At 65.8% G+C, this 26,518-nt stretch carries 24 protein-coding genes; 9 read left to right on the top strand and 15 right to left on the bottom strand.

Going from position 1 to position 26,518, the window contains the following annotated elements:
* Window positions 1-48: 48 nt before the first annotated feature.
* From CFB40_RS28365 to CFB40_RS28350, 4 genes are read left to right on the top strand one after another with little or no spacing between them, the layout of a single operon-like run.
* Window positions 49-1,563 carry a CoA-acylating methylmalonate-semialdehyde dehydrogenase gene (locus CFB40_RS28365; RefSeq protein ID WP_089433054.1) on the top strand — a complete coding sequence of 505 codons (1,515 nt, stop codon included), beginning with the start codon at window positions 49-51 and terminating at the stop codon, window positions 1,561-1,563.
* A gap of 18 nt (window positions 1,564-1,581) precedes the next feature.
* On the top strand, window positions 1,582-2,484 hold the full coding sequence (mmsB, locus tag CFB40_RS28360; RefSeq protein WP_089433053.1) for a 3-hydroxyisobutyrate dehydrogenase: 903 nt from the start codon (window positions 1,582-1,584) through the stop codon (window positions 2,482-2,484).
* Window positions 2,481-3,272, top strand: a complete 792-nt coding sequence (locus tag CFB40_RS28355) for an enoyl-CoA hydratase (protein WP_089433052.1) — start codon at window positions 2,481-2,483, stop codon at window positions 3,270-3,272. The genes mmsB and CFB40_RS28355 overlap by 4 nt, the downstream gene beginning before the upstream one ends.
* On the top strand, window positions 3,269-4,408 hold the full coding sequence (locus CFB40_RS28350) for an enoyl-CoA hydratase/isomerase family protein (protein ID WP_089433051.1): 1,140 nt from the start codon (window positions 3,269-3,271) through the stop codon (window positions 4,406-4,408). The genes CFB40_RS28355 and CFB40_RS28350 overlap by 4 nt, the downstream gene beginning before the upstream one ends.
* Window positions 4,409-4,636: 228 nt before the next feature.
* Here the strand turns inward: CFB40_RS28350 and CFB40_RS28345 are convergent, their stop codons facing one another.
* Complete coding sequence (locus CFB40_RS28345; RefSeq protein ID WP_089433050.1) at window positions 4,637-5,998, bottom strand: MFS transporter; 1,362 nt, start codon at window positions 5,996-5,998, stop codon at window positions 4,637-4,639.
* Window positions 5,999-6,426: 428 nt separating this feature from the next.
* The gene (locus CFB40_RS28340) at window positions 6,427-7,332 is read right to left on the bottom strand and encodes a LysR family transcriptional regulator (RefSeq protein WP_089426951.1); all 906 of its coding nucleotides are present in this window, start codon (window positions 7,330-7,332) and stop codon (window positions 6,427-6,429) included.
* Window positions 7,333-7,503: 171 nt separating this feature from the next.
* Between CFB40_RS28340 and CFB40_RS28335 the strand changes: the two genes are divergently transcribed.
* On the top strand, window positions 7,504-9,042 hold the full coding sequence (locus tag CFB40_RS28335) for an MFS transporter (RefSeq protein ID WP_089433049.1): 1,539 nt from the start codon (window positions 7,504-7,506) through the stop codon (window positions 9,040-9,042).
* A gap of 42 nt (window positions 9,043-9,084) precedes the next feature.
* Here the strand turns inward: CFB40_RS28335 and CFB40_RS28330 are convergent, their stop codons facing one another.
* The 11 genes from CFB40_RS28330 to CFB40_RS28280 form a co-directional block, all read right to left on the bottom strand.
* Window positions 9,085-10,458: an efflux transporter outer membrane subunit gene (locus CFB40_RS28330; RefSeq protein ID WP_089433048.1), complete on the bottom strand. Its 1,374-nt coding sequence runs from the start codon at window positions 10,456-10,458 to the stop codon at window positions 9,085-9,087.
* A 13-nt stretch (window positions 10,459-10,471) separates the two neighbouring features.
* Window positions 10,472-12,511, bottom strand: coding sequence for a MacB family efflux pump subunit (locus tag CFB40_RS28325; RefSeq protein ID WP_089426954.1), 2,040 nt, complete (start codon window positions 12,509-12,511; stop codon window positions 10,472-10,474).
* Window positions 12,512-12,513: 2 nt separating this feature from the next.
* Entirely contained in the window at window positions 12,514-13,695 is a 1,182-nt protein-coding gene (gene macA / locus CFB40_RS28320; protein WP_089429049.1) for a macrolide transporter subunit MacA, read from the bottom strand.
* 361 nt (window positions 13,696-14,056) lie between these two features.
* Window positions 14,057-14,779 (bottom strand): DsbC family protein, encoded by a 723-nt coding sequence (locus CFB40_RS28315; protein ID WP_089433047.1) that lies wholly within the window; start codon window positions 14,777-14,779, stop codon window positions 14,057-14,059.
* Between the two features lie 42 nt (window positions 14,780-14,821).
* Window positions 14,822-15,670 (bottom strand): DUF3658 domain-containing protein, encoded by an 849-nt coding sequence (locus tag CFB40_RS28310; protein ID WP_254600213.1) that lies wholly within the window; start codon window positions 15,668-15,670, stop codon window positions 14,822-14,824.
* A gap of 767 nt (window positions 15,671-16,437) precedes the next feature.
* A complete protein-coding gene (locus CFB40_RS28305; protein ID WP_089426957.1) occupies window positions 16,438-16,620 on the bottom strand; it encodes a hypothetical protein in 183 nt (60 codons plus the stop codon).
* A 46-nt stretch (window positions 16,621-16,666) separates the two neighbouring features.
* Window positions 16,667-17,395 (bottom strand): class I SAM-dependent methyltransferase, encoded by a 729-nt coding sequence (locus CFB40_RS28300; protein ID WP_089433046.1) that lies wholly within the window; start codon window positions 17,393-17,395, stop codon window positions 16,667-16,669.
* Window positions 17,396-17,450: 55 nt separating this feature from the next.
* On the bottom strand, window positions 17,451-18,032 hold the full coding sequence (locus CFB40_RS28295; protein WP_089433045.1) for an HD domain-containing protein: 582 nt from the start codon (window positions 18,030-18,032) through the stop codon (window positions 17,451-17,453).
* 96 nt (window positions 18,033-18,128) lie between these two features.
* On the bottom strand, window positions 18,129-18,455 hold the full coding sequence (locus CFB40_RS38250) for a hypothetical protein (RefSeq protein WP_143329899.1): 327 nt from the start codon (window positions 18,453-18,455) through the stop codon (window positions 18,129-18,131).
* Window positions 18,456-19,022, bottom strand: coding sequence for a helix-turn-helix domain-containing protein (locus CFB40_RS28285; protein ID WP_089426961.1), 567 nt, complete (start codon window positions 19,020-19,022; stop codon window positions 18,456-18,458).
* Window positions 19,023-19,056: 34 nt separating this feature from the next.
* Window positions 19,057-19,695: a hypothetical protein gene (locus CFB40_RS28280; protein ID WP_089426962.1), complete on the bottom strand. Its 639-nt coding sequence runs from the start codon at window positions 19,693-19,695 to the stop codon at window positions 19,057-19,059.
* A 342-nt stretch (window positions 19,696-20,037) separates the two neighbouring features.
* On the opposite strand from CFB40_RS28280, the gene CFB40_RS28275 reads away from it, so the two are divergent.
* The 3 genes from CFB40_RS28275 (at window position 20,038) to CFB40_RS28265 (ending at window position 23,037) form a co-directional block, all read left to right on the top strand.
* Window positions 20,038-21,441 carry an HdeD family acid-resistance protein gene (locus CFB40_RS28275; RefSeq protein ID WP_089433043.1) on the top strand — a complete coding sequence of 468 codons (1,404 nt, stop codon included), beginning with the start codon at window positions 20,038-20,040 and terminating at the stop codon, window positions 21,439-21,441.
* A 94-nt stretch (window positions 21,442-21,535) separates the two neighbouring features.
* Window positions 21,536-22,114: a hypothetical protein gene (locus CFB40_RS28270; protein WP_089433042.1), complete on the top strand. Its 579-nt coding sequence runs from the start codon at window positions 21,536-21,538 to the stop codon at window positions 22,112-22,114.
* Window positions 22,115-22,305: 191 nt separating this feature from the next.
* Window positions 22,306-23,037, top strand: coding sequence for a ribonuclease T2 (locus CFB40_RS28265; RefSeq protein WP_089426965.1), 732 nt, complete (start codon window positions 22,306-22,308; stop codon window positions 23,035-23,037).
* Between the two features lie 223 nt (window positions 23,038-23,260).
* Here the strand turns inward: CFB40_RS28265 and CFB40_RS28260 are convergent, their stop codons facing one another.
* Window positions 23,261-23,896, bottom strand: a complete 636-nt coding sequence (locus CFB40_RS28260; RefSeq protein ID WP_089433041.1) for an isochorismatase family cysteine hydrolase — start codon at window positions 23,894-23,896, stop codon at window positions 23,261-23,263.
* Between the two features lie 371 nt (window positions 23,897-24,267).
* On the opposite strand from CFB40_RS28260, the gene CFB40_RS28255 reads away from it, so the two are divergent.
* The gene (locus CFB40_RS28255; protein WP_089426967.1) at window positions 24,268-25,281 is read left to right on the top strand and encodes a hypothetical protein; all 1,014 of its coding nucleotides are present in this window, start codon (window positions 24,268-24,270) and stop codon (window positions 25,279-25,281) included.
* 198 nt (window positions 25,282-25,479) lie between these two features.
* Here the strand turns inward: CFB40_RS28255 and CFB40_RS28250 are convergent, their stop codons facing one another.
* Window positions 25,480-26,394 carry a glutaminase gene (locus tag CFB40_RS28250; RefSeq protein ID WP_011354359.1) on the bottom strand — a complete coding sequence of 305 codons (915 nt, stop codon included), beginning with the start codon at window positions 26,392-26,394 and terminating at the stop codon, window positions 25,480-25,482.
* Between the last annotated feature and the right edge of the window lie 124 nt (window positions 26,395-26,518).

The following is a 26,518-nucleotide window of genomic DNA, read 5'->3' as shown; positions in this document are numbered from 1 at the left end:
CGCGCGGCGATATCGCGCTTCGCGGCCCTCTGCCAGGAGAAAGGATCGATGAACGCGAATTCGAAAGACGTGCCGACGGTCAAGCTGCTGATCGACGGCGCCTTCGTCGAGTCCGCCACGAACGAGTGGCGTGACATCGTCAACCCGGCGACGCAGCAGGTGCTCGCGCGCGTGCCGTTCGCGACCGTCGCGGAAGTCGACGCGGCCGTGCAGGCCGCGCATACCGCCTTCGCGACCTGGAAGAACACGCCGATCGCCGCGCGCATGCGCATCATGCTGAAGTTCCAGGATCTCGTGCGCACGAACCAGCAGCGCATCGCGAAGACGCTGACGGCCGAGCAGGGCAAGACGATTCCCGATGCCGAAGGCGACATCTTCCGCGGCCTCGAAGTGGTCGAGCACGCGTGCTCGATCGGTTCGCTGCAGCTCGGCGAGTTCGCGGAGAACGTCGCGGGCGGGGTGGATACCTACACGCTGCGCCAGCCGCTCGGCGTGTGCGCGGGCATCACGCCGTTCAACTTCCCCGCGATGATTCCGCTGTGGATGTTCCCGATGGCGATCGTGTGCGGCAACACGTTCGTGCTGAAGCCGTCGGAGCAGGATCCGCTGTCGACGATGGAGCTCGTCGAGCTTGCGGTCGAGGCCGGCGTACCGAAAGGGGTACTGAACGTCGTGCACGGCGGCAAGGAAGTCGTCGATGCGATCTGCACGCATCCGCTCGTGAAGGCGATCTCGTTCGTCGGCTCGACGGCGGTCGGCACGCACGTGTACAACCTCGGCAGCGCGCACGGCAAGCGCGTGCAGTCGATGATGGGCGCGAAGAACCACGCGGTCGTGCTGCCCGACGCGAACCGCGAGCAGGCGATCAACGCGCTCGTCGGCGCGGGCTTCGGCGCGGCCGGACAGCGCTGCATGGCGACGTCGGTCGCGGTGCTCGTCGGCAACGCGCGCGACTGGCTGCCGGACATCGTCGAGAAGGCAAAGGCGCTGAAGGTCAATGCGGGCGCGGAAGCCGGCACGGACGTCGGGCCGGTCGTGTCGAAGGCCGCGAAGGAACGCATCCTGTCGCTGATCGACGCGGGCGTGAAGGAAGGCGCGAAGCTCGAACTCGACGGCCGCGACGTGAAGGTGTCCGGCTACGAGCAGGGCAATTTCGTCGGCCCGACGATCTTCTCGGGCGTGAAGACGAACATGTCGGTCTACACGCATGAAATCTTCGGGCCCGTGCTGGTCGTGATGGAAGCCGACACGCTCGACGACGCGATCGCGCTCGTCAACGCGAACCCGTTCGGCAACGGCGTGGGCCTGTTCACGCAGAGCGGCGCGGCCGCGCGCAAGTTCCAGAGCGAGATCGACATCGGCCAGGTCGGCATCAACATCCCGATCCCGGTGCCCGTGCCGTTCTTCAGCTTCACGGGTTCGCGCGGCTCGAAGCTCGGCGATCTCGGCCCGTACGGCAAGCAGGTCGTGCAGTTCTACACGCAGACCAAGACGGTCACCGCGCGCTGGTTCGACGACGACACGACGGCCGGCCCGGTGAATACCACGATCCGGCTGCATTGAGCGGCGGAGGACACGAACATGAAAATCGGTTTTATCGGCCTCGGCCACATGGGCGCGCCGATGGCGCTGAACCTGCTGAAAGCAGGCCATGAAGTACATGCGTTCGACCTGAGCACCGACGCCTTGCGCGCGCTGCAGGATGCCGGCGCGCAGGTGGCCGCGTCGCCGCGCGATGCGGCATCGGGCGCGACGTTCGTCATCACGATGCTGCCGGCCGCGCCGCACGTGCGCTCGGTGCTGTCCGGCGAGAACGGCGTGCTCGCCGGCCTCGGCGCGGGCACGACCGTGATCGATTCGAGCACGATCGACCCGGCGAGCGCGCAGGCGTTCGGCGCGCTCGTGCGCGAGCACGGCGGCGCGTTCGTCGATGCGCCCGTGTCGGGCGGCACCGGCGGTGCGGCGGCCGGCACGCTGACCTTCATGGTCGGCGGCAGCGATGCGGATTTCGAGCGCGTGAAGCCGGTGCTCGCGGGCATGGGCAAGAACATCGTCCACTGCGGCGCGACGGGGATGGGGCAGGTCGCGAAGGTCTGCAACAACCTCGTGCTCGGCATCTCGATGGCCGCCGTGTCGGAGGCGATGTCGCTCGGCGTCGCGCTCGGCATCGATCCGAAGGTGCTGGCTGGCATCGTCAACACGTCGACGGGCCGCTGCTGGAGTTCCGACACTTACAACCCGTATCCGGGCGTGATCGAGACCGCGCCGTCGTCGCGCGGCTACTCGGGCGGCTTCGGCACCGACCTGATGCTGAAGGATCTCGGCCTCGCGAACGATGCCGCGAAGCAGGCGCGCCAGCCGGTCTATCTCGGCGCGCTCGCGCAGCAGCTGTACCAGACGATGAGTAGCCGCGGCGACGGCCAGCTCGATTTCTCGGCGGTGATCCGCCTGTACCAACCGGCAACGAAGAAGGACGCCTCATGATCGAACTCGACTACGTCGACGACGGCGCGATCGCGTGCGCGACGCTCAAGCGTCCGCCCGCGAACGCCTTTACCGCCGACGGGCTGCAGCAGCTGCAGGCAACCGTCGCCGAACTGAATGCGAATCCGCGCGTGCGCGCGCTGGTGATTACCGGCGACGGCCCGAAGTTCTTCAGCGCGGGTGCCGACCTCAACACGTTCGCCGACGGCGACCACGCGGTTGCGCGCGCGATGGCGTCGCGTTTCGGCGCGGCGTTCGAGGCGCTGCACGACGCGCGCGTCGTGACGATCGCGGCGATCAACGGCTATGCGATGGGCGGCGGGCTCGAATGCGCGCTCGCGTGCGACCTGCGGATCGCGGAGACGCATGCGCAGATGGCGCTGCCCGAGCCGTCGGTCGGCCTGCTGCCCTGCGGCCTCGGCACGCAGACGCTGCCCTGGCTCGTCGGCGAAGGCTGGGCGAAGAAGATCATCCTGACCGGCGCGCGTGTCGATGCGGCCACCGCGCTGCGGATCGGCCTCGTCGAGGACGTCGTGGAGTCGGGCGCATCGCGCGATGCGGCGCTGGCGCTCGCGCGCAACGTCGCGCGGCAGAGCCCGCACGCGGTCGCCTACAGCAAGGAGCTGATCGGCCTCGCGCGCCGCGGCGTGCCGCGCGGCGCGGCGCTCGCGGTCGAGCGTGAACGTTTCGTCGACCTGTTCGACACGAACGATCCGCGCGAAGGCGTGGCCGCGTTCCTCGGCAAGCGCGCGCCGCAGTGGCACAACGACGGAGAGCCGCAACGATGAGCACGCCGGTGACGAATCACGACGCGTTCGCGGAGCACGCACCGGAGGTGCTGTTTCGCGTGGTGAACCGCGTGGCGCTGATCACGCTGAACCGGCCGGCCGCGCTCAATGCGCTGTCGTACCCGATGATCGGCGAGCTGGCCGCGCTGCTCGAGCGCTGCCGTGACGACGACCAGATCGTCGCGGTCGTGCTGCGCGGTGCGGGCGAGAAGGGCTTCTGCGCGGGCGGCGACGTGCGTGCGCTGTACCGGATGGTCGCGCAGCGCGAAACCTGGTTGCCGTTCTTCGTCGACGAATACCGGCTCGACTACGCGATCCATACGTTCCCGAAGCCGGTGGTCGCGCTGATGGACGGCGTGACGATGGGCGGCGGCATGGGCCTCGCGCAGGGCGCGGCGCTGCGTGTCGCGACCGAGCGCAGCAAGATCGCGATGCCGGAGACGCGTATCGGCCTCGTGCCCGATGTCGGCGCGACGCATTTCCTGTCGCGCATGCCGGCCGAACTCGAGCTGTACGTCGGGCTGACCGGCGCGATGCTGTCGGGCGCCGACGCGCTCATGGCGAAGCTCGCGGATCTGTGCGTGCCGTCCGCGTGGCTCGACACGTTCGAGACGCGCATCGAAAGCGTCAAGTGGGAAGGCGATGCGCTGCCGTTGCTGCGCAAGGTGTTCGAGCCGCCGTGCAACGTCGTGCCGCACGCGGCGCTCGACAGCCAGATGCCGTGGATCGTGCGTCATTTCGACAAGCGCTCGACCGTCGAGCGGATCGTCGCGACGCTGACGCAGGATCTTGCGCGCGAGGAGCTGTCGCGCGAGCACCGTCAATGGCTGCAGGCGACGCTCGATGCGCTCACCGGCCATTCGCCGACGATGCTGTACGTGACGCGCGAGGCGCTGCTGCGCGGCCGCCAGATGACGCTGGCCGAATCGTTCCGGATGGAGCTCGGCATCGTCGCGCGCGCGATCGAGGAAGGCGACTTCTGCGAAGGCGTGCGTGCGCATCTGGTCGACAAGGATCGCAAGCCGCGCTGGGCACCCGCGTCGCTCGTCGAGCTGCGCGCCGAACGCGTGCGGCATTTCCTCACGTCGCCGTGGAAGCTGTTCGCGCATCCGCTGCAGGATCTGGGGCAGGGGTGACATCGCGTGTCGGACGCAGGAGCGTGCGATGCACGCTCCCTGACTCGGTAAAGTTGCGACCGGACACTGCCTCGTATCGATCGGTGTCGATGTCGTTCCCGGTTGTCGCCGCGATCATGTGCTCAGCTCGCGCCGGCAGCGGGCGGATTGCCCCGGCGAGCGCCCGACCCGCCACCCCGACGGGAAGTGCGCCGGGAATCCGCCGCAGAACCACAGGCCGTCGTCGAATCAACTTCGACTGATTGACCGGACGTCGCCTTCCGGCCGTGGCGGCTCGCTCCGGAATGCGGCGGAACGACCGTCGTCGATAAAGCGTACCGCCATCGCCGCCAGCACGGCCGGCAGGCCGATCGCCAGGAAATTCCAGTCGATCGGCAACTGCATGTCGACCAGGAGCCCGATGAAAATCGGCGCGAGAATGGCGCCGCTTCGCCCCACGCCCAGCACCCAGCCGACGCCCGTCGACCGGATCTCGCCCGGATAGAACTGGCCCGCGTACGCACAGAGAAGGATCTGCGTGCCGATCGTGCAGGCCCCCGCGAGCGCGGCAAGCAACAGCGTGACTGGCGTCGGCAACGGATGACTCAACAGGATGATCGCAACCGATGCGAGCGAGAACATGGTCATCAGCACGCGCTTGATATGCAATCGGTCGGCAATCCAGCCGCCGCCTACTGCGCCCACTACGGCGCCGAGATTGAGCGCGAGTATGACCGTCATCGCGGAGCCCATGCCGTAGCCCGCGCTCGCCATCAGCTTGACGAGCCACGAGCTCAATGCGTAGACCATGAAGAGGCAGATGAAGCAGGCAATCCAGAACATGATGGTGCTGGGGCCACGCCCGTCGCCGAGCAGCAGCTTCAGCGGCGCCCGCCCCGTTTCATCGTGTCGATGCCATAGCAGGCGGTCACCGCTGCCGATCTTCAATTCCGGATCGATCCGGCGTGCGATGTCGGCCAAGGCCCGCTCCATTCCCTTGCCGGACAGGAACGACATCGACTCCGGCATGCCGCGCAGCAACAGCGGCACGAAGAGCAACGGCAAGCCTGCCGCGATGAACACGGATCGCCACCCGTAGCTGTCGATCATGGTCTTGCCCAGCAAGGCGGCCAACATGCCGCCCAGCGAGTAACCGCTGAACATCAGGGCCACCAGCGTGCCGCGCAGGCGACGGGGCGCATATTCGGTCATCTGTGCAATGACGTTCGGCATCACGCCGCCGATGCCGATTCCCGCGACGAACCTCGCGAGACCGAATTCGACCGGGTTCCGCGCGATTCCCGCCGCGACCGTAAAGACGCTGAACAGCACGACGCAAAGCGCCGTGGTTCTGCGACGACCGATCCGGTCGGAAACGGACCCGAGCAGAATGTTGCCGAATGTCATGCCGAATAGCGCCGAGCTGACCATGAATCCCGCCTTTGCCGGATTCACGGCCATCTCTCCCATGATGGCAGGCAGGGCAATGCCCACGATGGCGAGATCGTAGCCGTCGAAGACGATGACCAGCGCGCACCAGAACAAAACGACGTAATGCAGCCGGCCCAATTTCGCGTCGGCGACGACCTGTTGCAGATCTATCTTTCGCATGATCTCCTCGTGACTTGTTGGATTGACTCGACCACGGCTTGCCGGACGCGTGGTTTTCAGCTCGGAAAGCGCCGAAACGATTCGGAATTCGATCGATCCGGACGGCAGAGGGCAAGCGGCGCGATCGGGGCGTGCCGCCATGGCGGCAATGCCGTGCCACGCGAGTCGATCGGCAGAGCTGTGTGCGAATTCTTGGGAGGCCGAAATTCCGCGTCTATCCGGAATGTGCGGCAAAGGGAGGGTGACTATCCACTTTCGGCTGCTTTGTGAACGACAGCGGCGGTGCGTGGCGGTCCGCGAGTGTGGGGCAGTTTGAGTTGGCGTTGGCGTCGAGGCCCGGCATCCAGAGGCGGACGGTCATCCACGCGTGACGTGGATACACGCCGCGCCGGTGCGCGCGGCGCCACGTGCCGTCACCCGGTCGTCACTCAGTCGTCGAACGTCGGCGTGATCGCGTTGACGAACGCATCGATCACGCAGCGCGTCTTGCGCGGCAGGTAGCGCGTCTTCGGCCAGATCGCGTGGATGTCGCCTTCGCAGACGAAGCAGCGGTCGAGCACGACCGTCATCTCGCCGCGCTTCACGTAGTGATCGAGCAGCCAGCTCGGTAGCCACGCGATGCCGAACCCCGATGCGCCGGCTGCCGCGATCGCCTGCACGTCGTCGAAACTGAGCTGGTGCGGCATGTCGATCCGTACCGTCGAGCCGTCCGGCGCGCGCAAGTCCCACGGCTGAACCACACCCGAGCGGGAATACGCGATCGTCCGGTGGTGCTTCAGATCGTCGAGCGTCTTCGGCGTCCCGTAGCGGGCGAGATACGACGGCGCCGCGCCGAGGCTGCCGTATTGCGTGCCGAGCCGCCGTACCGCGAGGCTCGTGCTGTCCGCGAGCGTGCCGATCCGCACCGCGAGGTCGATGCCTTCCTCGACGAGATCGACGAAACGGTCGGTGATCGATACATCGATCCGCAAATGCGGATAGGTGTGCGCGAGGTCGAGCACGACGGGCATCACGCAGTGATGCCCGAACGCGAGCGGCACGCTCAGGCGCAGCTTGCCGCGCGGCTCGTTGCGGCCGCAGTCGAGGTCGGCTTCCGCCGCTTCCAGTTCCGCGAGCGCACGCACGCAGCGGTCGTAGTACGCCTGGCCGTCGTCGGTCAGGCTCTGGCTGCGCGTCGTGCGCTGCAACAGCCGCGCGCCGAGCCGCTTCTCGAGCCGCGCGATCGCCTTGCCGACGGCCGAACGCGTCATGTCGAGGCGCTCCGCGGCGAGCGCGAAGCTGCCCGATTCCACTACCTGGACGAAGGTCGTCACGCCGTCGAGTCTGTCGGTCATGGGCGGGATTGAGTCCTGTGATTCCCCAGTCTGGAGAAATGCATGCGTCAATGGGGATGAAGATTCTCACTATAGTACCGATTCCCGTCCAGCGTGCGTCGCCGGCCGCACGCGGCGAATCCTTCTCACCTGGAGGCGCGCGACCCGTTGCCGGGCCCTGGCGCAATACGCATGACGCTATCCGACTCCCGCAGGAATGCGGTCGCGCTCGCGGCCGTCTGTCTCACGTCGCTGATGTTCGGCCTCGAAATCTCGAGCGTGCCGGTGATCCTGCCGACGCTCGAACACGTGCTGCATGGCGATTTCAACGGCATGCAGTGGATCATGAACGCGTACACGATCGCGTGCACGACCGTGCTGATGGCGGCCGGCACGCTCGCCGACCGGTTCGGCCGCAAGCGCGTGTACGTGATCGGCACCGTGCTGTTCGGCGCGACGTCGCTGCTGTGCGGGCTCGCGCCGAACGTGCCGGTGCTCGTCGCGGGCCGGCTGCTGCAGGGCGCCAGCGGCGGCGCGATGCTGATCTGTCAGATTGCCGTGCTGTCGCACCAGTTCCGCGAGGGCCGCGAGCGCAGCCGCGCGTTCGGGATCTGGGGGATCGTGTTCGGCATCGGGCTCGGGTTCGGGCCGATCGTCGGTGGCGCGATCGTCGCGCTGGCAAGCTGGCCGTGGGTGTTCCTCGTCCATGCGCCGCTCGCGGCCGTCGCGCTCGTGATGATCGGCGGCGCGGTGCAGGAGTCGCGCGATCCGCACGCGGGCAGGCTCGACGTCGCAGGCATCGTCACGCTGTCGCTCGCGGTGCTCGGCCTGGCGTTCTACATCACGCAAAGCGCGGCACTCGGGATCACCAGTGCCGCCGGCTTCGGCGTGCTCGGCGCGACCGTGCTGGCGCTGGCCGGCTTCTTCATCGCGGAACGCGCCAGTGCGCGGCCGATGTTCGATTTCTCGGTGTTCCGGATTCGCGCGTTCACCGGCGCGATCTTCGGTTCGATGGGGATGAACTTCAGCTTCTGGCCGTTCATGATCTACCTGCCGATCTGGTTCCAGGTTGCGCTCGGCTACGACAGCGTGACGGCCGGCCTCGCGTTGCTCGCGTACACGTTGCCGACGCTGGTCGCGCCGCCGTTCGGCGAACGGCTCGCGCTGCGCTACGGGCCGGGCGTCGTGATCCCGGGCGGCCTGTTCACGATCGCCGCGGGGTTCGCGCTGATGCGGATCGGCAGCGCGGCCGATCATGCCAGCTGGATCACGATGCTGCCCGGCTGCGTGATCGCCGGCATCGGGCTCGGGCTCACGAATACCCCCGTCACCAACACGACGACGGGCGCGGTGCCGAGCTCGCGGGCCGGGATGGCGTCGGGTATCGACATGAGCGCGCGGATGATTTCGCTTGCGCTGAACATCGCGGCGATGGGCTTCGTGCTGGTCGCGGGGATCGTCGCGAGCCTGAAGAGCGGCGTCGCGGGCACGATCGGCGACGCGGCGCTGCGCCGCCTTGCACAGGAGATTGCGTCCGGCCGGACCGACGGGCTGCACGAGATCGCCCCGGCGCTCGCGCAGGCCGACCCGAGCGGCGCGGCGTTGCATGCGGCGCTCGTGCACGGGTTCGGCTGGGTGATGGTGTACGGCGCGGCGGGCGTGGCCGTGCTTGCGACGGCGAGCGCGGTGGCGTTCGCGCCGGCCCGACGCCGAGCGCCCGTGTGTGAATGACGCCGCGCATGATCGGCGCAGCCGGCCCGGTGCGCGCGCCGGTCAGGACATCCCGCCGCCGAGCGCGCGGTACAGCGTCATCTGGTTGTTGAGCCGGTTCAGGCGCGTCAGTTCGTCGGCGCTTTGCGCATCGCGCAGCCGCTGCTGCTGGTCGAGCCACGGCTGCACGGCGGTCGCGCCGGCCGCGAAGCGCGCGGCGGCCAGCTGTTCGGCGCGCTGCGCCTGGGCCAGCGACAGCGCGCGCTGTTCGGCTTCGCGTTCGAGCTGCACACGCGCCGACAGCGCGTTCTCGACTTCCGCGAGCGCCGTGTAGAGCTTCTGGCGGAACCCGACGACGGCTTCCTCGTACTGCGACTTCGACACCTTGATCTGCAGCTGCATCGTGTTCCACTGGATGAACGGCAGTGCCAGGCCCAGCCCGAGCGTGCCGACCGGATTCATCAGCACGCGCTCGAGGCTCGTGCTCGACGTGCCGGCCTGCCCGGTCAGTGTGAAGGTCGGATAGAAGCTCGTGCGCGTCGCGTCGACTTGTGCGAGCGATTCGCGCAGCCGGAATTCCGCCGCGCGCAGGTCGGGACGCCGGCCGAGCAGGCTCGCGGGCAGGCCGGCCACGACTTCCGGCGGCGCCGCGACGGGCAGTGCGGCCGGCTCGGCCGCGCGCTGCTGCGGCGGTCGGTCGAACAGGATCGCGAGCGCGTGGCGATTCTCGGTGCGCTGCTGGATCAGTTGCGTCTGCGCGGCGCGTTGCGCGGCGAGGCTCTGTTCGGCCTGCGCGAGATCGAGCCCCGACACGGCGCCGGCCGTGTGCCGCGACCGCACGACCGCGAGCGTGCGGACCGCATACGCGATGTTCGCGTCGCCGAGCGCGATCTGCCGGTTCAGATAACCGATCTGCCAGTACAGCGACGCCGTCGTGCCGATCAGCGACAGCCGCGCGGCTTCGAGATCGGCGGCCGTCGCGTCGGCTTCCCAGCGTGCGGCGTCGCGCAGCGCGGCCAGCCGGCCCCACAGGTCGATTTCATAGCTGAGCGAACCGGTCACGCCGCTCGTCCGGCTCATCCGGTGCGTATCGAGCGTGCGCGACACGGCGCCGTTCGCGCCGACCGACACGTTCGGCGTCAGGTTCGTATCCGCGAGCCCGGCCTGCAGCTGCGCGCGGTACACGCGGATCGCCGCGATCGCGAGGTCGTTGTTGGCGCGCAGCGCGTCGTCGATCAGCGCATCGAGCTGCGGGTCGCCGAAGCTGCGCCACCAGTCGCGTGTGGTGGCCGGTGCGCCGGCTGCGACCGGCGCCTCCCAGTTCGCCGGCATCGCGACGGCGGGCAGCGGTTCATGGCGCGCACCGGCGCAGCCGGCGAGCAGCGCAGCCGCGCACGCGACTGCGCCCAGGCGGTGAAGGGGGGAGGAATGCGTCATGACAGGTCTTTCTTCAATCGCGCGCGAGCGCATCGATCGGATCGAGCCGCGATGCGTTGCGCGCGGGCATGAAGCCGAAAATCACACCGGTGAGCGTCGAGCAGACGAACGCGGTCACGATCGCGCCGGCCGAGAACACCATCTTCCACTGCGCGACGAACATCGAGAACAGTGCGCCGAGCCCGAACGACAATGCGATGCCGATCGTGCCGCCGAGCAGGCAGACGAGCACGGCCTCGACGAGAAACTGCTGCAGGATGTCGGACTGGCGCGCGCCGACCGCCATCCGGATGCCGATTTCGCGCGTGCGCTCGGTGACCGACACCAGCATGATGTTCATCACGCCGATCCCGCCGACGACGAGCGAGATCACCGCGATCAGCGACAGCAGCAAGGTGAGCGACTGCCCGGTCTTCTCGACGGTCTTCACCACGCTGTCCATGTTGTACGTGAAGAAGTCCTTGCGGCCGTGGCGCTGCGTCATCAGCTTTTCGAGGCTTTTCTCGGCGGCGGCGCTCGGCTGGCCGTCGCGCACGCGCACGGTGATGCTGTCGAGATAGCGCTGCCCGAACAGGCGCCCGCTCGCGGTGGTGTACGGCACCCACACGTTCAGGCTCTTCACGCTGCCGAACGCGCTTTTCTTGTCGGCCGTCACGCCGATCACGACGCACGGCACGTTGTCGACCAGGATCACTTCGCCGATCGGGTTGCGCGTCGCGCCGAACAGCTTGCGGCGCGTGTTCTGGTCGATCACGGCCACCTGCACCTGGCGGCGCACCGCGTCCTCGTCGAACGCGACACCCAGCGCGAAGCGCATCCCGCGCGCCTGGAAGAAGCGGTCGCCGACGCCGCTCACGAGCGCGTTCACGTCGACGTTGCGGTAGCGCAGCAGCAGCGTGCGCGACGTTTCGGGCGTCGCGCTGTCGACGTACGGCTGCTCGGCGAGCGCGGCGACGTCGGCCGGCACGAGCGTCTGGATCGCGTCGGCGCGGCTGTCGCCCCAGTCGGTGCCCGGATAGATGTTGATCGTGTTCGTGCCGATGCTGCCGATTTCGTCGAGCATGTAGCGCTTCGCGCCTTCGCCGATCGCGACGATCGACACGACCGACGTGATGCCGATGATGATGCCGAGCATCGTCAGCAGCGTGCGCAGCCGGTGCGACACGAGCGCGATCCATGCCATCCGGCACGCTTCGGCGAAGCGGCCGGAGCCGGCCGCGAAGCGTCGCGTGCGGGTGCCGGGCTCGGGATGCGCATCGGTGTCGACCGGTGCGGGCGGCGGTGGCGTGTCGCGGTGATCGCGGGCGGGTAGCGCGCTGGCTTCTGCGTCGTCGACGCCCGCTTCCGCGAGCGCTTCCGCATAGTGGCGGTTCGGCCGGTCGGCGACGATCTCGCCGTCGCTGATCTCGATGATGCGCTTCGCATGGCGCGCGACGGCCTTGTCGTGCGTGACGATGACGATCGTATGGCCGAGCGCGTTCAGCTCGTGCAGGATGCGGATCACGTCCTGGCCGCTTTTCGTGTCGAGCGCACCGGTCGGTTCGTCGGCGAGGATCACCTGGCCGCCGTTCATCAGCGCACGAGCGATGCTCACGCGCTGTTGCTGGCCGCCGGACAGCTGCCCGGGCCGGTGGTGCGCACGATCCGCGAGCCCGAGACGTGCGAGCAGTTCGCGTGCGCGGGCGTGCCGTTCCGCGCGCGGCGTGCCGGCATAGATCGCGGGCATTTCGAGGTTCGCGACCGCGTCGACGTGCGGCAGCAGGTGGTAGCGCTGGAACACGAAGCCGAAGTGCTCGCGACGCAGTTGCGCGAGTTCGTCGCTGTCGAGCATGTGCGTGTCGCGGCCGCCGACCGTGTAGGTGCCTTCGCTCGGATGATCGAGGCAGCCGAGGATGTTCATCAGCGTCGACTTCCCGGAGCCCGACGCGCCGACGATCGCGACGATCTCGCCCGCGTGAATCGACAGGTTGACGTTGCTCAGGACAACGACATCCTTGTCGCCGGCCGGAAAGCGTCGCGTGACGGCAGCGAGTTTCAGCAGGGGCTGGCTCATCGTCACACCACGTCCGCCAGCGGTGCGTGGTCGTCACCGGCCGCTTCGCCGATCACGACGCGTTCGCCGTCCTTCAGGCCGGCCAGGACTTCGACGCGCACGTTGTTGTTGATGCCGATGCGCACGTTGCGCGTTTCCGTGCTGCCGTCGGCGCGCAGCACGCGCACCGCGTAGGTGCCGTCCTTGCGTTTTTCGCCGAGCGCGGCGGCCGGAATGCTGAGCGCGTTGCGTGCATTGCCGAGCACGATGTTGACTTGCGCGGTCATCGAGATGCGCAGCCGATGCTCGGGGTTCGGCACTTCGAACAGCGCGTTGTAGAACACGGCCGAATTCGGCTTCGTGCCGCCGCCGAGGTTAGCTTGCGAATCCGCGAAGTTCTGCGGGGCGGGCTCAATTGCGCGCAGTGCACCGTAGTGGCGCTTGTCGGGTTCACCAAGGATTGTGAAATAAGCGGACTGGCCTTGATGCAAGCGAATCACGTCAGCCTCGGATATCTGCGCTTTCACGGTCATCGTGTCGAGATCCGCGAGCTTAAGGATCACCGGTGCCTGCTGCTGGGCGATGACGGTTTGGCCTTCCTGCGTGACGATCGCGACGACTTCGCCGCTCATCGGCGCGACGATGCGCGTGTAACCGAGGTTGGCCTGCGCGGTTTCGATCTGGATGCGTGCCGAACGGATCTGCGCGGCGAGCGAAGCGAGGGTCGCGCGCTGCACGTCGAGCGTCGCGCGTGCGGCCTCGAACGATTCGCGCGAGGTTGCATCGTCGGGCAGCATCGCCTGCTGGCGCTTGAACGCGAGTTCCGCCTGCGTGAGCTGCGCGGCGGTCGATTGCTGCTGCGCGCGCAGGCTTTCTTCGCTGGCGCGGGCCTGGCGCAGCGCGTTTTCCGAGATCACGGGATCGATCTCGGCGAGCCACTGGCCCTTCGTGACCTTGTCGCCGAGCTTGACTTTCAGCGACTTCAACTGCCCGGACACCTGCGCACCGACGTCGACCTGCTTGAATGCCTGAAGCGCGCCGGTTGCCAGCACCGCGTTCTCGAGATCGCCGCGCGAGACGGGCGCGGACAGGTATTGCGGATGCTTCTCGGGCGCGAATAACGATAACGCGACACCTGCGGCGACTGCCACAGCAATGATGGTGGCCAGCACGATGCGTCGTCGGCGGCGGGACGTTTGATTCATGAGCATGCCGATAGGTTAAGTCGGGCGTCGGCGGTGCGTGCTGCCGATCCGGAGGAACCGTTCAGCTCGGCCGGCGGCGCGGTTCGACCGCGACACAGGTCGTGTGTGCCGGGCGCGGAAGCGTCGATTCGGATCAGCCGTTCATGGTAATCGAGAAAATCTCGCGAAATCGTGTGGAAATTGTGCTCAATTGTGGCGATGACGTCGCTGAAACCGAACCTCGATGTCGCCGTTGTTGCAATCGCCGAAGGTCGCGAATGAGCGACCTTCGGCGGCGACGGTGGTCTTCCGGTTTGCACATCGACTGCGAGCAACGGGAAACCAGCTTTTGCTGTTCCGGCGCGTAAAGGGGCAGGTACCGCTATTGGAGGTCCATGATTTCGGCCAGCTCTTTTCCGGAAACGAACCCTTCGACTCTTTTCCCGGATGGCAGGAATGTGGTCGGTGTTCCCTTGATGCCAAGTTTCTTTCCTAGCGAGAGGAGTTCCTTGGTAGCGTCCGGTGAGCATGAAGTTCGCGCGCGCGCGATCGTTCCTTTTTTCACCCATGTCCTCCAGGCAAGGGATGGGTCCTCTGCACAAAGGATCATCTCCGATTTGGCGACGGAATCTTGGGAGAGCACGGGGTACAGAAAAATATACAAGGTTGCGTCCGGAATCTTGTTCAGCTCGCGGCTCATTTTTTTGCAAAACGAACAATTCGGATCGAAGAATGTCGAAATGACGCGTTTCCCGCTGCCGTTTTGAATTTTGATTGCATGTCGAAGTGGCAGGTCACGGAGGGCTGCGCTGTTCATCTTGTTGAGCCGCGTTTCCGTCAGATTCTCCTGGCTGGACGCGTTGATTATGTCGCCAACGAGAATATAGGTTCCGGTAGAGTTGCTGTAGAAAATTCGTGAATTTGCGACGATTTCATAGAGCCCGCCGATCGGTGATCGGGAGACGCTGCCTATTTCAAGCTCCGGAACTTTTTGCTGGAGAATCCGCTTCAGATGATCCTCCTGGGAAGCATGTGCGTTGTCGCAAATGGCGGCGAGAGCGAATGGCAGGAGTGATGCCGTGAATGATTTCGAAATTTTCGACATGGCGACAGGTCGTTGTGGCTCGAACGTTCATGTAACAGCGGATTAGCGGGAGGTCGACCGAATCTTGGTTTGTGTGACGTCGGAATCTGTCTGTTTTTCCACGATGCCGGACGTGACGAACTTTTCGATCCGATGGTAGAGAAAAATGTCGCCGGGGAAATCTTGATGCTCGCTGCCCAGTGTTTCCATGATGTGCAGCACCACTTCCGGAGAGGAGGTCCAGTTATTGCTTGTTGCGCCGGTAATGTATTTGTCGAAGTGGGACGCCGAAAACGAACGTAATTTCCCGGACGGGTTGAGCAGTCTGAAGTCGGCGTTCTCTTCGACCAGGTTTGCCCATTCCCGGGCATAAAGCTCGATTTCATTCGGATCTGCTTGGGGCGCTGTGACGGCAAGTCTCGCCATCCCGATAGGGTGGATGTCCTGGGCCGAGAATCGGATCAACGATATATTCCGCAGTTTGCAGATGCTTGCCCAGTGCAGGAAGTTCGCATATTCCTCGGACGAAGTCGGGTTCACCCATGCGCAAGCCCTTTCCTGATTTTTGACGGCGGTCGAGGTATCGCCGATCGTCACATTGTCCGGCACGTAGCCAAAATGCTCGCTGAACCATTCCGCAAGTGCGGGGTCATTGCGCTCCTTGAGCGGACCCAGATGCCAGTTTCCGGCGACGAGAATGCATGATCCAGAAAGTTCTCCGCTTGAAATTGCTGAGGAAACGGTGTCTAGAGAATACTCGGAGAACGTTATGTGGATTGCCGGCTGACGATCGGTCTCGTGATTCATTTCGGTGCCCTGGTGTTCACGAATATTGAGATGATAGTGCGTGGCTTCCTGGATGAGGAAATCGCCGCGAGTGGTTGTAGGTGCTGTTGATCTGCGAAGGAACACCGGTTTGCATCGTGGGGCTCGCGACGAGCCGGATCGTCATTTCAGACGGTGCAGCCGCTTACCATGGGCCACCAGCCGTTCGAGACGTTGCACTTTCTCAGGCAGTCCGCGCATCGCGTGACACCGGCGTTGCTGCCGGGTCTGCTCCCGTATCGCTGTATGCACATTGTGTAAGAAACGGAGCAGCTTGTGTATCCTCGGGTGTCGGTGCTGTTTGGCCCCCTGAGGATTTGATTTGCGAGACCATCTGCAGTGGCCATGCCGGTGTGAAGTAAAGAAGCGGCCATGCAACAAGCAGCTACGGTCGATCGGATCGCCTTTCTCATGATGATTTTGCTATTTTCAGACATCTATTTCTCCTTGGTTGAGGGTTGAAGATTGATGTGAAACTGTGGTGTGCGATGATTCTTTGTATTTGAGGGGATTGCATTTTTTAGGAATCCTGTGTTGATAAGGTTATTTTATTTTTCACGTGATTTTCAATGATTTATTTTTTTTGAGATTTGTTGATTGTTGTTGATTGTTAAATTGGCTGGCGAGATTTGTCTAAATTGAGATTGTCGGTTGCGTGCCTCGGTAGTTGGGGCCGAGGTCGCGCGTTGATTTGGGATTGCTGTGGAATTCGTGTTGACGAATGCGCAGCCACTGGTGATTGGCCGGATTGTCAACGTGTCGAACGTACGGTGCGGCTTGGAGGCACCTTGCGCGAGTCAGTCGGCCATGCGTTGATAGCCGGGGGCGGGATGCGTGGCGCTCGACGCGCCGTGTTAGGGTGCTCCGCGACTGAACCGGGCGCGGTCGCGTTCGAGGTCGAGCACGTGGCGACCGCGCTGGTTGGGTGGCGGCGTGTGCGACGCGCGCAATTCTGGCAGGTTGTCGAGATGGAGGGCAGTGCGGTTCAGGCGTCTGTCGCCGTCGAAGAAGGTGGCATCGTGGTCGTGCCGCGTCATGCTTTGCCCGGACGCGTGTGCGCGAAGCCGATGCCGATCCGCAGGTTTACGAGGTCACCGCGACGAGCGCCATCATCGGCCGGTCGCGTTCCTCGTCGAGTGCGGGCAGCGCATCGACCTGCGCCTGCGTCGGTCCCCATTCGTCCAGGTGCGTGAGCGTGAAGCCGCTGCCGATCAGCAGGTTCACGAGCGTGCCGAGCGTACGGTGCTGCTTGACGACGCCCGGCGCGAGCCAGTCGGTCACGCGTTCACCTTCATGCTGGTAGCCGTCGAGCGGCCAGGCGCGGTTGCCCTGCGCATCGATGACGAAGCCGGGCCGGCGCGGCGCCGTATAAATGGGGTGCTCGATCGAGAACACGAGCCGCCCGCCGGGCACGAGCGCGCGATGAATCGTGCGCAGCAGTGTGTCGAGGTGCGCGACGTAGTGGAAGGCGAGCGAGCTGTACGCGAGATCGAATGCTGCGTTGGGCAACGCGAGCGTTTCGAGATCGGCGCGGCGGTACGTGATCGCCGGGTGCGCGGCGGTCGAGGCCGCGCGTTCGAGCATGCGCTCGGAGACATCGATGCCGAGCACGCTTGCCGCGCCCTGATCGGCCGCCCAGCGGCTGAACCAGCCGTAGCCGCAGCCGAGGTCGAGCACGCTGCGGCCGTGCAGGTCGGGCAGCAGCGCGCGCAGCGCGGGCCATTCGGGTGCGCCGTCGAGGCCGTGGATCGAGCGGTTCAGGCGGCTGTAGCCTTCGAAGAAGGCCGGGTCGTCGTAGATGTTTTGCGTCATGCGTAGCGCCTCGTGCGGGCAGGGTGCGCGGTGCCGCACGCCCGATCCCGCGAGCTTACGCGCGCTGCCCGCCCGCGTCGATCCGGCGTTGCGTGTCCGCGTCGACGATGTCGCGGATCGTGCTGAACAGCGGCGCGGCGTCGGTGTAGCGGCGGCCGTACCCGAGATTGAACGCGTAGTCGAAATCGGGCGGGTTGCTGCCCTGGTTGTGCTGCAGGATCGTCTCGAGCTTGTCGAGCGCCTTCGCCGCGCGTGCTTCCGGCGTCGTCGCCGCCTCGTATTCATCCCACAGCGCGACGATCTCGTCGCGCCGCGCGGGATCGAGCGGGGCGGTCAGCGTCAGCAGGTCGTCGCGCTCTTGCGCGCTTTTCTCGGGGTGCGCGGCTTGCTCGATCGCGGGAATGTCGCCGTGCAGCGCCTCGCCGAGATCGTGGACGACGCACAGCTTCAGCAGCTTCAGCGTGTCGATGCCGGGCAGCGCGTCGGCGAACACGAGCGCCATCAGGCACAGCCGCCAGCTATGTTCGGCCGTGCTTTCCGCGCGCCCGGACGACGTGTGGCCGCTGCGCAGCACATCCTTCAGGCGTTCGGCTTCGCGCAGGAAAGCGAGCCGCGCGTGGATCGTATCGGGGGTCATGGTCGGCGTCCTTGCGATGAGCCGCCTAGCGTAATGCGGGTGGGCGTGCTTCGTCCACGCATGAAATATGCGCGGCGGTGGCGCTTTGCCGGGCCGCTACTTCACGAAAAGTCCGGCCCAGCAGAACAGCGCGAAGAAGCCCGTTTGAACACCGACGATCAGGCTGAACAGCCAGGGGCTGCTGCGGCGCGCCACCCGCCTGCCGCCGGCGTTGGCCACACCCGAGCGAAGCGCAACGAGCACGGCCGCGCCCGTATAGAGAATGAACGCGACGATCACGAGTTCTCGCATGACAAGCGTCGACATGTGGCATGTCCCCTGGGCGTGCTGCCATTCACGTTGGTATTTTTTGCGTGGCATGCCGGACACGTTGAAGGTTGCCGCACCGTTGCCGGCATGCGGTGCTTCATCGCGACCCGGCAATCACGCATCCTGGAGCGTCTCCACGAGCCGCACGGCGGAGCCGTCCGACAGTGTCATCCGCGTCCACCGGCACATGCTGCCGCGGATCGGCACGACGCGCGACGCATTCGCGCCGGTGTCGAATTCGACGCTCGGCGGCCCCGCGTGGTCATGCCAGCCGAGCGTGTCGAGCGCGGTTTCCATGCGGACGATCTCCGGCGTCGCGTAGCGCCACAGCGACGTGCCGAGCAACATCGACAGCGGTTGCGAGAATTCGGCCGCGCGCGCCGGGGAAGACGCGAGCAGGCGGTGCGTGAGGTCGCATACGAGATGCATGCGGCCCGCGCTGCCCGCGACGAGCCGTGCGAGCGCGTGATCGCCGGCCGAATCGAGGCGCGCGGCGAGCAACCGCTCGGCGGTCGCGCGCTCGTCGGGCGACATCTGCTGGCGGCCGGCTTCCCAGCGCGAGATCGTCGATTGCGCGACGCCGAACAGCTCGGCCGCGTGGTTTTGCTTGACGCGATGCAGCGCGCGCCAGCGCTTGAGTTGCGGGCCGAGCGGCGGGGCGTGAAGCGGTGAGGCGGTCATGGTGGTGCTCCTGTTGCGCTCGTACCGCACGCCTTTACATGATCCGGATGCCGCCGTTCGCGTTGATCGCAATTGCCGCGAACGGCAAGAGCACGATGCCGCCCAGCACGAGCACGCCGTCGGCGGCAACCGTGACCGGCGTGGCGAGAATCCGCAGCCCCATGCCGAGCGCGGACGGCGATTGCCTGATATAGACCGAGTACGGCCGGTTGAACGGCTGCGTGCTCGTCTTGTACTTTTCGACGAACCCTTCCGTCGAATAGCGCTTGCCGCTGATGTCGCCTTCGAGCACGAGGCCGGCCTGCGCGGCGGTGAAGCCGTCGGCAACGGCCGCCTGCCGATCGTCGTCCGACGCGTCCTTCGGCAGCAAGATACGGTATTGGCCCGTGATGCTGCCGCCGCTCGCATGAAAGGCGGCGAACGTCGTGCGCAGCGATTTACGGTAACTGGACATCAAGACCGGCCGCAACTGCGCCGGCAGATCGAAGATGTAATGGTAGTCCGTGCCCAGGACGACGAGCTTCTTGCCGTCCTCGGTCATCATGAATCCGGACACGTGCTCGCTGTATCCGTCTTCCTTGTACAGCTTCGGCGTGAAGCAGCCCGACAGCGAGAGGCTGCTGGCGGCCACGCCGGCGGCCAGCAGGCGCCGGCGCGTGATCGATACGTTCATTGTTGTTGTCCCGTCTGTGCGGTTCAGTTCAGTGGCTTTCGCCCTCGGAAGCCGGATTCTCGCGTATCTGCCGCGCGTTGTCGAACGGGAAATCTGCCTTGGCAGCGGTCGATGGCCCCTGACCGTGCCGTGCCGACTACGTTGTCGCCGCCGCTTTCAACCGTCTCCGCCATATCTTATTATTCGGCCAGTGCGGAGGTATACCGGCCGCCAACGGTCATGTCGAGGCATGACGCGCCGGTACGAATTACCGCCTTTCGGCCGGCACTCTGCACGAGGCACGGTCGAAACGACAGGAAACGCGTGACCCGCGCGTATCCCGAAAAATGACGAGAGAGCGCGATGGTACGACTGGTCTTGCTGCTGCTGGGCATCGAATACTTGCGGACCCGCTGGCGCGGGCTGACCGTGCTCGGCTGGGTGTGGGTCGTCGCGGGCGTCGTGATCTTCGTCGATGCGCTCGACGGCGCGCTGCATTTCCCGATCCAGATCTTTGCGTGGCTGTTCCTGATCGAGGGGCTCGCGACGCTTGCGGTGGCCGGCAGCGGCGTCGGCGGGCAGCGCATCCTGCGCTACGTGAAGGGGATCGCGGTGGTGGTCGCTGCCGGGCTCGTGTTCGCGGGGCATCACCATGGCCATTTCCTGCTGTCGATGATCTTCGGCACGCTGTTCCTCGTCGACGGGCTGCTGCAGTGCACTGCAGCGTGGATGGTGCGCTATCGCCGCTGGAACGTCGCCTTCGCCTGGGGCGTCGTCGAGATTCTGCTGGCCATCTTCTTCTATCAGCCGTACCCGACGCACTATGTGGGCACCGTGCCGTACTGCCTCGGGCTGCTGCTGATGTTCGGCGGGATGCACATGCTGAGCCTCGCCGCGCGTGTGCGGCGGCTGACGCGCAATCCGGCGTTCGCGACGTCGCCGGCGCCGGCGCTCGCGCCCGATCTCGACGATACGCGCGACCGTCCGCATTTCGCGCAATCCGAATGGGACGGCCCGCCGGCCGACGGCGAGCATGCGCTCACCGTGCACGTGTGGACGCCGACCGGCACGTCGAAGGCCGAAGCGCAGCGCTATCCGGTGATCGACCGCTATATCGCGGCGGTGGACGTCAACGGTGTGATCTCGACCGGGCACGCGGCGCTGGAGTCGCCCGAGGGCATCTATATCAGCCTGTATCCGGGCGTCGAAATCGATCGTTCTCCGGACGAATTCACGCGCATCCTGCGCGCAACGCGAGAAAACGACGTGCCGGGCCTGTTCCAGCCCGACTACGCGACCGAGTCGAAGGCGTGGTGCCCGTCGACCGTGCGCGTGCGGATCCGCAACTATGATCCGTCGAAGCTGGATGCCTTCTGGACGTCGTACCGGCAGAACCTGACGTACAACCTCACGCATCGCAATTGCTCGAGCACGGTGTCGAACGCGCTCGAAGCCGCGCTCGACGGCGCGGTGTGGCGGCTGAAGGGCGCGCGGGCCGGGTGGGGCGCGTTCGTGCGGCTGCTGCTCACGCCCGAGCTGTGGGTCGCCGCGCAGATCCGCAAGCGCGCGGTGACGATGGCGTGGACGCCCGGGCTCACGCTCGACTATGCGCGCGCGCTCAGCATGCTCGCCGACCCGCGGCCGTTCGCGTGGTGGAAGGTCGCGCGCTCGGCCGTGAAGGCGATCATGGCGTCGCGCCGCACGTGGCGCGAGCAGGACCACGCGGCGCTGTCGCCCGGCGGAACGGAGGCAGCGTCGATGAAGTGATCGCGTGCCGCCGGACGCGGGCCCGGCGTCACTGCGGCCGCTCCGCGCGGCCGCGCGAGGTTGCCCGCCACCAGCCCCCCCAACGCAAACAACAATGAACAAGACGAGAGCCTTCCGCATCCTGATTCCCGCCACGCTGGCGCTGACGAGCGCCGGCTTCGCGCAGGCGAGCGCGGACGAGGTGCCGCGCATGAGCAACGACGTGTACCGCATGTCGGTGTCGTTCTGCTCGAACGTCGCGGCCGCCGAGAAGATCGAGTGCCAGGGCGACATGATCGCCGCGGGCAGCCGGATCGTCGCGGCGATCGGCGGCCTGCCGCCGGCATCCGCCACGTCGATCGACGAAGGCGCGCGCAACAAGCTGCCGGCGGCGGAGCGCAAGGGGCTCGCGCCGGTCGAGCCGGGCGCGATCGACAAGGACGACGACCTTGCCGGTCTCGCCGGCATGGTGCGTCTGTGCGACGTCTACGAATCCGAGCCGGCGTCGCGCGCGCGGCATCATGCGGCGCTGAAGCAGCAGGCGCCGGACGCCGCACCGCGCGTCGAGGCGTTGCTGGCCGATGCGTCGACGGCGGCGCGCCAGCGCGTCAGCGTCGGCGTGTGGCAGATCCTCGCGCTCGAAGGCCCCGAATCGATCACACGCGCGTGCACGCAGCTGGGCGCCGGGTCGTGACGGGCGGCGTGCCGCCGCGTTGGCGGCGCGCTTCAGACATGTGAAGCGGCGGGCGGCGCGCCAGCGCGTGCCACCGGAATCTTTCGTCCACCTTCACATTCGTGCCACGTTGCGTCGGCAACAATCGCGGACAGACATTCGACAACCTTGCGGCGCATCCCGCGACCGCAAGCCTTTTCCGAGGAAACGCCATGCTCAAGACGCTCGCCCGCGCCGCTGCCGCACTCGCCGTCGCTTCCGCTTCACTGCACGCCACCGCGCAGACTAGCTACGACTACCTGTTGCTCGCCGCGTCGTGGGAGCCCGGCTTCTGCGCATCGCACGACACGCCCGAATGCACGAACCTCGCCGGCACGTACGCGGCGACGAGCCTGTCGCTGCATGGCCTGTGGCCGAACAACTACGACGGCAACCAGCCGTTCTACTGCGGCGTGCCGCAGAACGACATCGATCTCGACAACGCGCACCAGTGGTGCAGCATGGACGCGTACCCGATCAGCAGCGCGACCCGCAACACGCTGTCGACGTACATGCCGGGCGTCGCGTCGTGCCTCGACAAGCACGAGTGGTTCAAGCACGGCACCTGCTCGAACTCGGCATCGCCCGATGCATACTGGAACCAGGCATCCGGCATGATCAGCCGGCTCGGCAACACGTCGTTCAACGCGTTCCTGCAGGCGAACGCGGGCAAGACGGTCACGCGTAACCAGCTGCTGTCGGCCTTCGAAGGCGCATTCGGCAGCAACACGCGCAGCGCGGTGTCGCTGAAGTGCACGAAGACGAACGGTGTCAGCTACTTCACCGAGGCATGGATCGCGGTGAAGACCAATGCGGCCGCGCAGTTCCCGAGCGCCGCCTCGCTCGTGACGGACGGCAATACGCAGGGCACGTGCCCGACGTCGGGCGTGTATATCGCGAAGTAACGGGGAAGGGCGAAGGGGCGGTGCGCGCGACATCGTGCGCGCCGTCGCCCGTTACGACGAGGCAGGCGACGAGCCACAGCCCTGGGTCGTGCATGACGAGCGCGAGTAGTTCGTCGCCGGCATCGACCTCATCCTGAAGGGGATCGGCGCGGCCCGGTAGTCGTCATCCTGCGGGCCGATTCGCATGAAGCCGTTGACCTGTCACGCCCGCGCGACCGATTGTTTACTCGAGCAGCCGCAACGCGTCCGCGAGCGACAGCACCGTCGTGCGCGATTCGAAGGCGGTGGCGAACAGATGCTCGTGAACCACCGGGTCCGGGTCGTAGCAGCAATCCTTGACCGTATACAAGCGGAAGTCCGCATCACTCGCGTGGGCGATCGACGACAGCATCACGCCCGTCGACGCGATGCCGACCATGATCAGTGAATCGACACCTTGCTCGACCAGCCGCGCCTCCAGATCGGTGCCGAAGAACACGCTGGCGCGGTGCGCGACGATCAGCGGCTCGTCGGGCTGCCGGCCGAGTTCCGGGCACGGGCCGTCGTTGATGAAGCGGCCGAGCTGCTTGATGCCCTGGCCGTTCTTGTTGCGCGGGCTGACTTCCGGATAACCGGGGCTGAACCGGAGGTTCGCGAACCAGACGCCGATGCCGCCGGCCCGCGCCGCATCGCAGAGCCGGCGCGTATTGGCGAGCAATTCGGGCGCGACGGACGGAAAGAGGCCGAGGATGTCGGTCTGGTAATGCATGACGAGCAGCGCGGTGCTCGACGGCACGATGGCGGGAACCGGCGCGGACGGGCTGTCGCCGAGGTTCGTGCGGGTGGTCGTTGCGATATCCGATGCGTGTTGCCGAGTCATGAACGAGAGTCTCCGATAGCCCGCGAGGAATGTCAGCGTCCCCGATTTGTACCGGAAAATCGGGTCGGCTGCCGATGCGATTTTCGTAGGTTTTATCGTGTTGCGAGCCGGCGACCGTCACGCCGGCGTCGCATTCCTGCCGGCCGGCAATGTACTGGCGGTCGCCTTCATCGTCTCCGACGATAGCCGATAGCTGAATCCGGAATTCAGCGATGACGACGGATCGGATCATGGCCGCCCGACCTTTGCCTATCAGGGGCAGCGGCCGAAGTTGTGCGGATTGCCCCTATTACCCCTATTACCCGAGGCTGCCTATAATCGTCATCAACTTGCCCGAGAAATCGCGGTTACCAAGGTGAGGGGGTGTCCAAATGGGACAGTGCCGTCGCATCTATTCGCGCTTCGTCCTCGCAAGCTCGATCGCCGGTCTAGGATGTCTGGCAGGCGCAGGCCTCGCGTACGCGGAGGACAGTCCGTCGAGCGTGCCGACCGGGTTCAAGCCATCGGAAAGAACGATCAACGTCTATGCGGTGTATGGCGACGGACGCGCGACCAACGGCGGCGATATGCATTGGCGTGCGTACGAAGTCGGCTTCGGCGATGTCTTGAATGACTACCTCTCGGTCTACCTCGCGTATCTGAACGAGGGGCATCCCCTCGATCACCACCGTGACGGCTTCGCCGCCATAGGTTCGTTTCGTTGGCCGGTCGGCGATCGCCTGGCGCTCGAGTTGTCGGCGGGGCCGTATTTCAGCATGGACACGACACATGTCAACGACCAGCCGCGCAATGAAAAGCGATGGGGCGTGCGCGCCTCGGCAGCGGTGCGCTATTACGTCGTTCCCAACCGCTTCTTCCTCAAGGTGCAGTACAACCACGTGCAGATGATCGACGGATTCAACTCCGACGCGGTGCTCTTCGGCATCGGCTCGGATTTTGGCGGCGATCCTGGCCCGGCTTTTTCGGACGGCAAGACGCAGGTTGGCGTTTGGGCCGGGACATCGCAGACGAACCGTCCCCAAGTGCCCATCGAAAAAGGGTATATGGTCGAAGTCAAGCGGCCGCTCGGCAATGCGTGGGCCTATTCGGCGAGCTTCGTCTACGAAGGCAATAACGGCGTCGCCGGCCGAAGAGGCGTGGCGGCGCAATTCTGGTATGTCGCGCCGATCAAGAGCAAATGGACGCTTTCGGCAGGTGTGGGCCCGTATCTCTCGCATGATCGGGACGAAGTCGCGAGTAAAACGAGACTGAATGCCTTGCTCAGCGCGCAGGTGACCTATCAGGTAACGAACGATTGGGCGGCGAGCTTACGCTTTAATCGTGTCGCAACCGGCAACGACAAGGACCAGGACATGTTCATGGTCGGCGTGGCGCGCAATTTCTAGCGGCTCGGCTTGCACCGAATCGACATCGGCCTGCATGCGAGTGACCGTTTTACCTTCGGAAACGGCCCTTTGGAGGTCGGCGTTTTGTGCGGCCCAGTTGGGTCGATCGCAGCCGATGGCCGAATTCCCCATCAAGCGCATGCGCCGATATGACTCTGCCGCCGTTGCGCCAGGTGGCGCTCGCCTAACCCCGCCGCGTCAAAAAATCGACCTTCCCGAATAAGTCGTCAACCACTCCAGCGCCAACGTCCCCGCCAGCGAGTTCCCGTTCGCATCGAGCCCCGGCGCCCACACGCACACGGCCATCTCGCCCGGCAGCACCGCGACGATCCCGCCGCCGACGCCACTCTTCGCAGGCAACCCGACGCGATACACGAAATCCCCCGCCGCATCGTAGGTGCCACAAGTCAGCATCAGCGCCGACAGCCGCTTCGCGGAACTCGAATCGACGATCCGCTCGCCGGTGACCGGCGCGACGCCGCCGTTCGCGAGAAACAGCGCGGCGCGCGCGAGCTCGACGCAGTTCATCGTGATCGCGCACTGGCGGCAATACGCGTCGATCACCGTGTCGGGCGGCATCTGCATGTTGCCGAAGCTCGCCATGAAGTGCGCCATCGCGCGGTTGCGTTCCGCGTGCTGCAGCTCCGACTGCGCGACGCGCGAATCGTAGTCGATGTCGTTCGCGCCGATCAGCCGCCGCACGAATTCGACCAGCGCCGTCTCGGCCTTCACGAAGCGGCGGCACAGCACGTCAGTGACGACCAGTGCCCCGGCGTTGATGAACGGATTGCGCGGCTTGCCGCGCTCGCTCTCGAGCTGGACCAGCGAATTGAACGCGTTGCCGGACGGCTCGCGGCCGACCCGTTCCCACAGTTCGTCGCCGAGCAGCTGGAACGCGAGCGTGCACGCGAACAGCTTCGAGATGCTCTGGATCGAGAAGCGCTCGTACGCATCGCCCACCGTGCAAACGTTTCCGTCCAGCGTCACGACGGCCATCCCGAACTTGTCGGCAGGCACTTTCGCGAGTTCGGGGATGTAGTCGGCAACCCGGCCCTGGCCAATCCAGGGGGCGAGTTCGGTATGGATGCGTTCGAGGATCGTCTGGTAATTCATCAAGTCAGGCGGGTAGGTGAGTGGCCGGATTCAGGCGAGCCCGTATGGAACCGTCCCGGCGCCGATTCGTCAAGCTCGGACGATATCGAACCCTTATTTTCAAGACCTCTGAACAGGCAATCGG

This window comes from Burkholderia sp. AU31652 (genome assembly GCF_002223155.1).
In the GTDB taxonomy this organism is placed as follows: Bacteria; Pseudomonadota; Gammaproteobacteria; order Burkholderiales; family Burkholderiaceae; genus Burkholderia.
This window is presented reverse-complemented; position numbering and strand designations above follow the sequence as displayed.

Bases quoted from the DNA above. Each gene is read 5' to 3' on its own strand.
- CFB40_RS28275 (WP_089433043.1), top strand. From the start codon at position 20,038: ATGGTACGACTGGTCTTGCTGCTGCTGGGCATCGAATACTTGCGGACC.
- CFB40_RS28330 (WP_089433048.1), bottom strand. From the start codon at position 10,458: ATGACGCATTCCTCCCCCCTTCACCGCCTGGGCGCAGTCGCGTGCGCG.
- CFB40_RS28350 (WP_089433051.1), top strand. From the start codon at position 3,269: ATGAGCACGCCGGTGACGAATCACGACGCGTTCGCGGAGCACGCACCG.
- CFB40_RS28285 (WP_089426961.1), bottom strand. From the start codon at position 19,022: ATGACCGCCTCACCGCTTCACGCCCCGCCGCTCGGCCCGCAACTCAAG.
- CFB40_RS28365 (WP_089433054.1), top strand. From the start codon at position 49: ATGAACGCGAATTCGAAAGACGTGCCGACGGTCAAGCTGCTGATCGAC.
- CFB40_RS28325 (WP_089426954.1), bottom strand. From the start codon at position 12,511: ATGAGCCAGCCCCTGCTGAAACTCGCTGCCGTCACGCGACGCTTTCCG.
- CFB40_RS28300 (WP_089433046.1), bottom strand. From the start codon at position 17,395: ATGACGCAAAACATCTACGACGACCCGGCCTTCTTCGAAGGCTACAGC.
- CFB40_RS28270 (WP_089433042.1), top strand. From the start codon at position 21,536: ATGAACAAGACGAGAGCCTTCCGCATCCTGATTCCCGCCACGCTGGCG.
- CFB40_RS28280 (WP_089426962.1), bottom strand. From the start codon at position 19,695: ATGAACGTATCGATCACGCGCCGGCGCCTGCTGGCCGCCGGCGTGGCC.
- CFB40_RS28295 (WP_089433045.1), bottom strand. From the start codon at position 18,032: ATGACCCCCGATACGATCCACGCGCGGCTCGCTTTCCTGCGCGAAGCC.
- CFB40_RS28345 (WP_089433050.1), bottom strand. From the start codon at position 5,998: ATGCGAAAGATAGATCTGCAACAGGTCGTCGCCGACGCGAAATTGGGC.
- CFB40_RS28335 (WP_089433049.1), top strand. From the start codon at position 7,504: ATGACGCTATCCGACTCCCGCAGGAATGCGGTCGCGCTCGCGGCCGTC.
- CFB40_RS28355 (WP_089433052.1), top strand. From the start codon at position 2,481: ATGATCGAACTCGACTACGTCGACGACGGCGCGATCGCGTGCGCGACG.
- CFB40_RS28265 (WP_089426965.1), top strand. From the start codon at position 22,306: ATGCTCAAGACGCTCGCCCGCGCCGCTGCCGCACTCGCCGTCGCTTCC.
- CFB40_RS28255 (WP_089426967.1), top strand. From the start codon at position 24,268: ATGGGACAGTGCCGTCGCATCTATTCGCGCTTCGTCCTCGCAAGCTCG.
- CFB40_RS28260 (WP_089433041.1), bottom strand. From the start codon at position 23,896: ATGACTCGGCAACACGCATCGGATATCGCAACGACCACCCGCACGAAC.
- macA (WP_089429049.1), bottom strand. From the start codon at position 13,695: ATGAATCAAACGTCCCGCCGCCGACGACGCATCGTGCTGGCCACCATC.
- CFB40_RS28305 (WP_089426957.1), bottom strand. From the start codon at position 16,620: ATGACGCGGCACGACCACGATGCCACCTTCTTCGACGGCGACAGACGC.
- CFB40_RS28315 (WP_089433047.1), bottom strand. From the start codon at position 14,779: ATGTCGAAAATTTCGAAATCATTCACGGCATCACTCCTGCCATTCGCT.
- CFB40_RS28340 (WP_089426951.1), bottom strand. From the start codon at position 7,332: ATGACCGACAGACTCGACGGCGTGACGACCTTCGTCCAGGTAGTGGAA.
- mmsB (WP_089433053.1), top strand. From the start codon at position 1,582: ATGAAAATCGGTTTTATCGGCCTCGGCCACATGGGCGCGCCGATGGCG.
- CFB40_RS28250 (WP_011354359.1), bottom strand. From the start codon at position 26,394: ATGAATTACCAGACGATCCTCGAACGCATCCATACCGAACTCGCCCCC.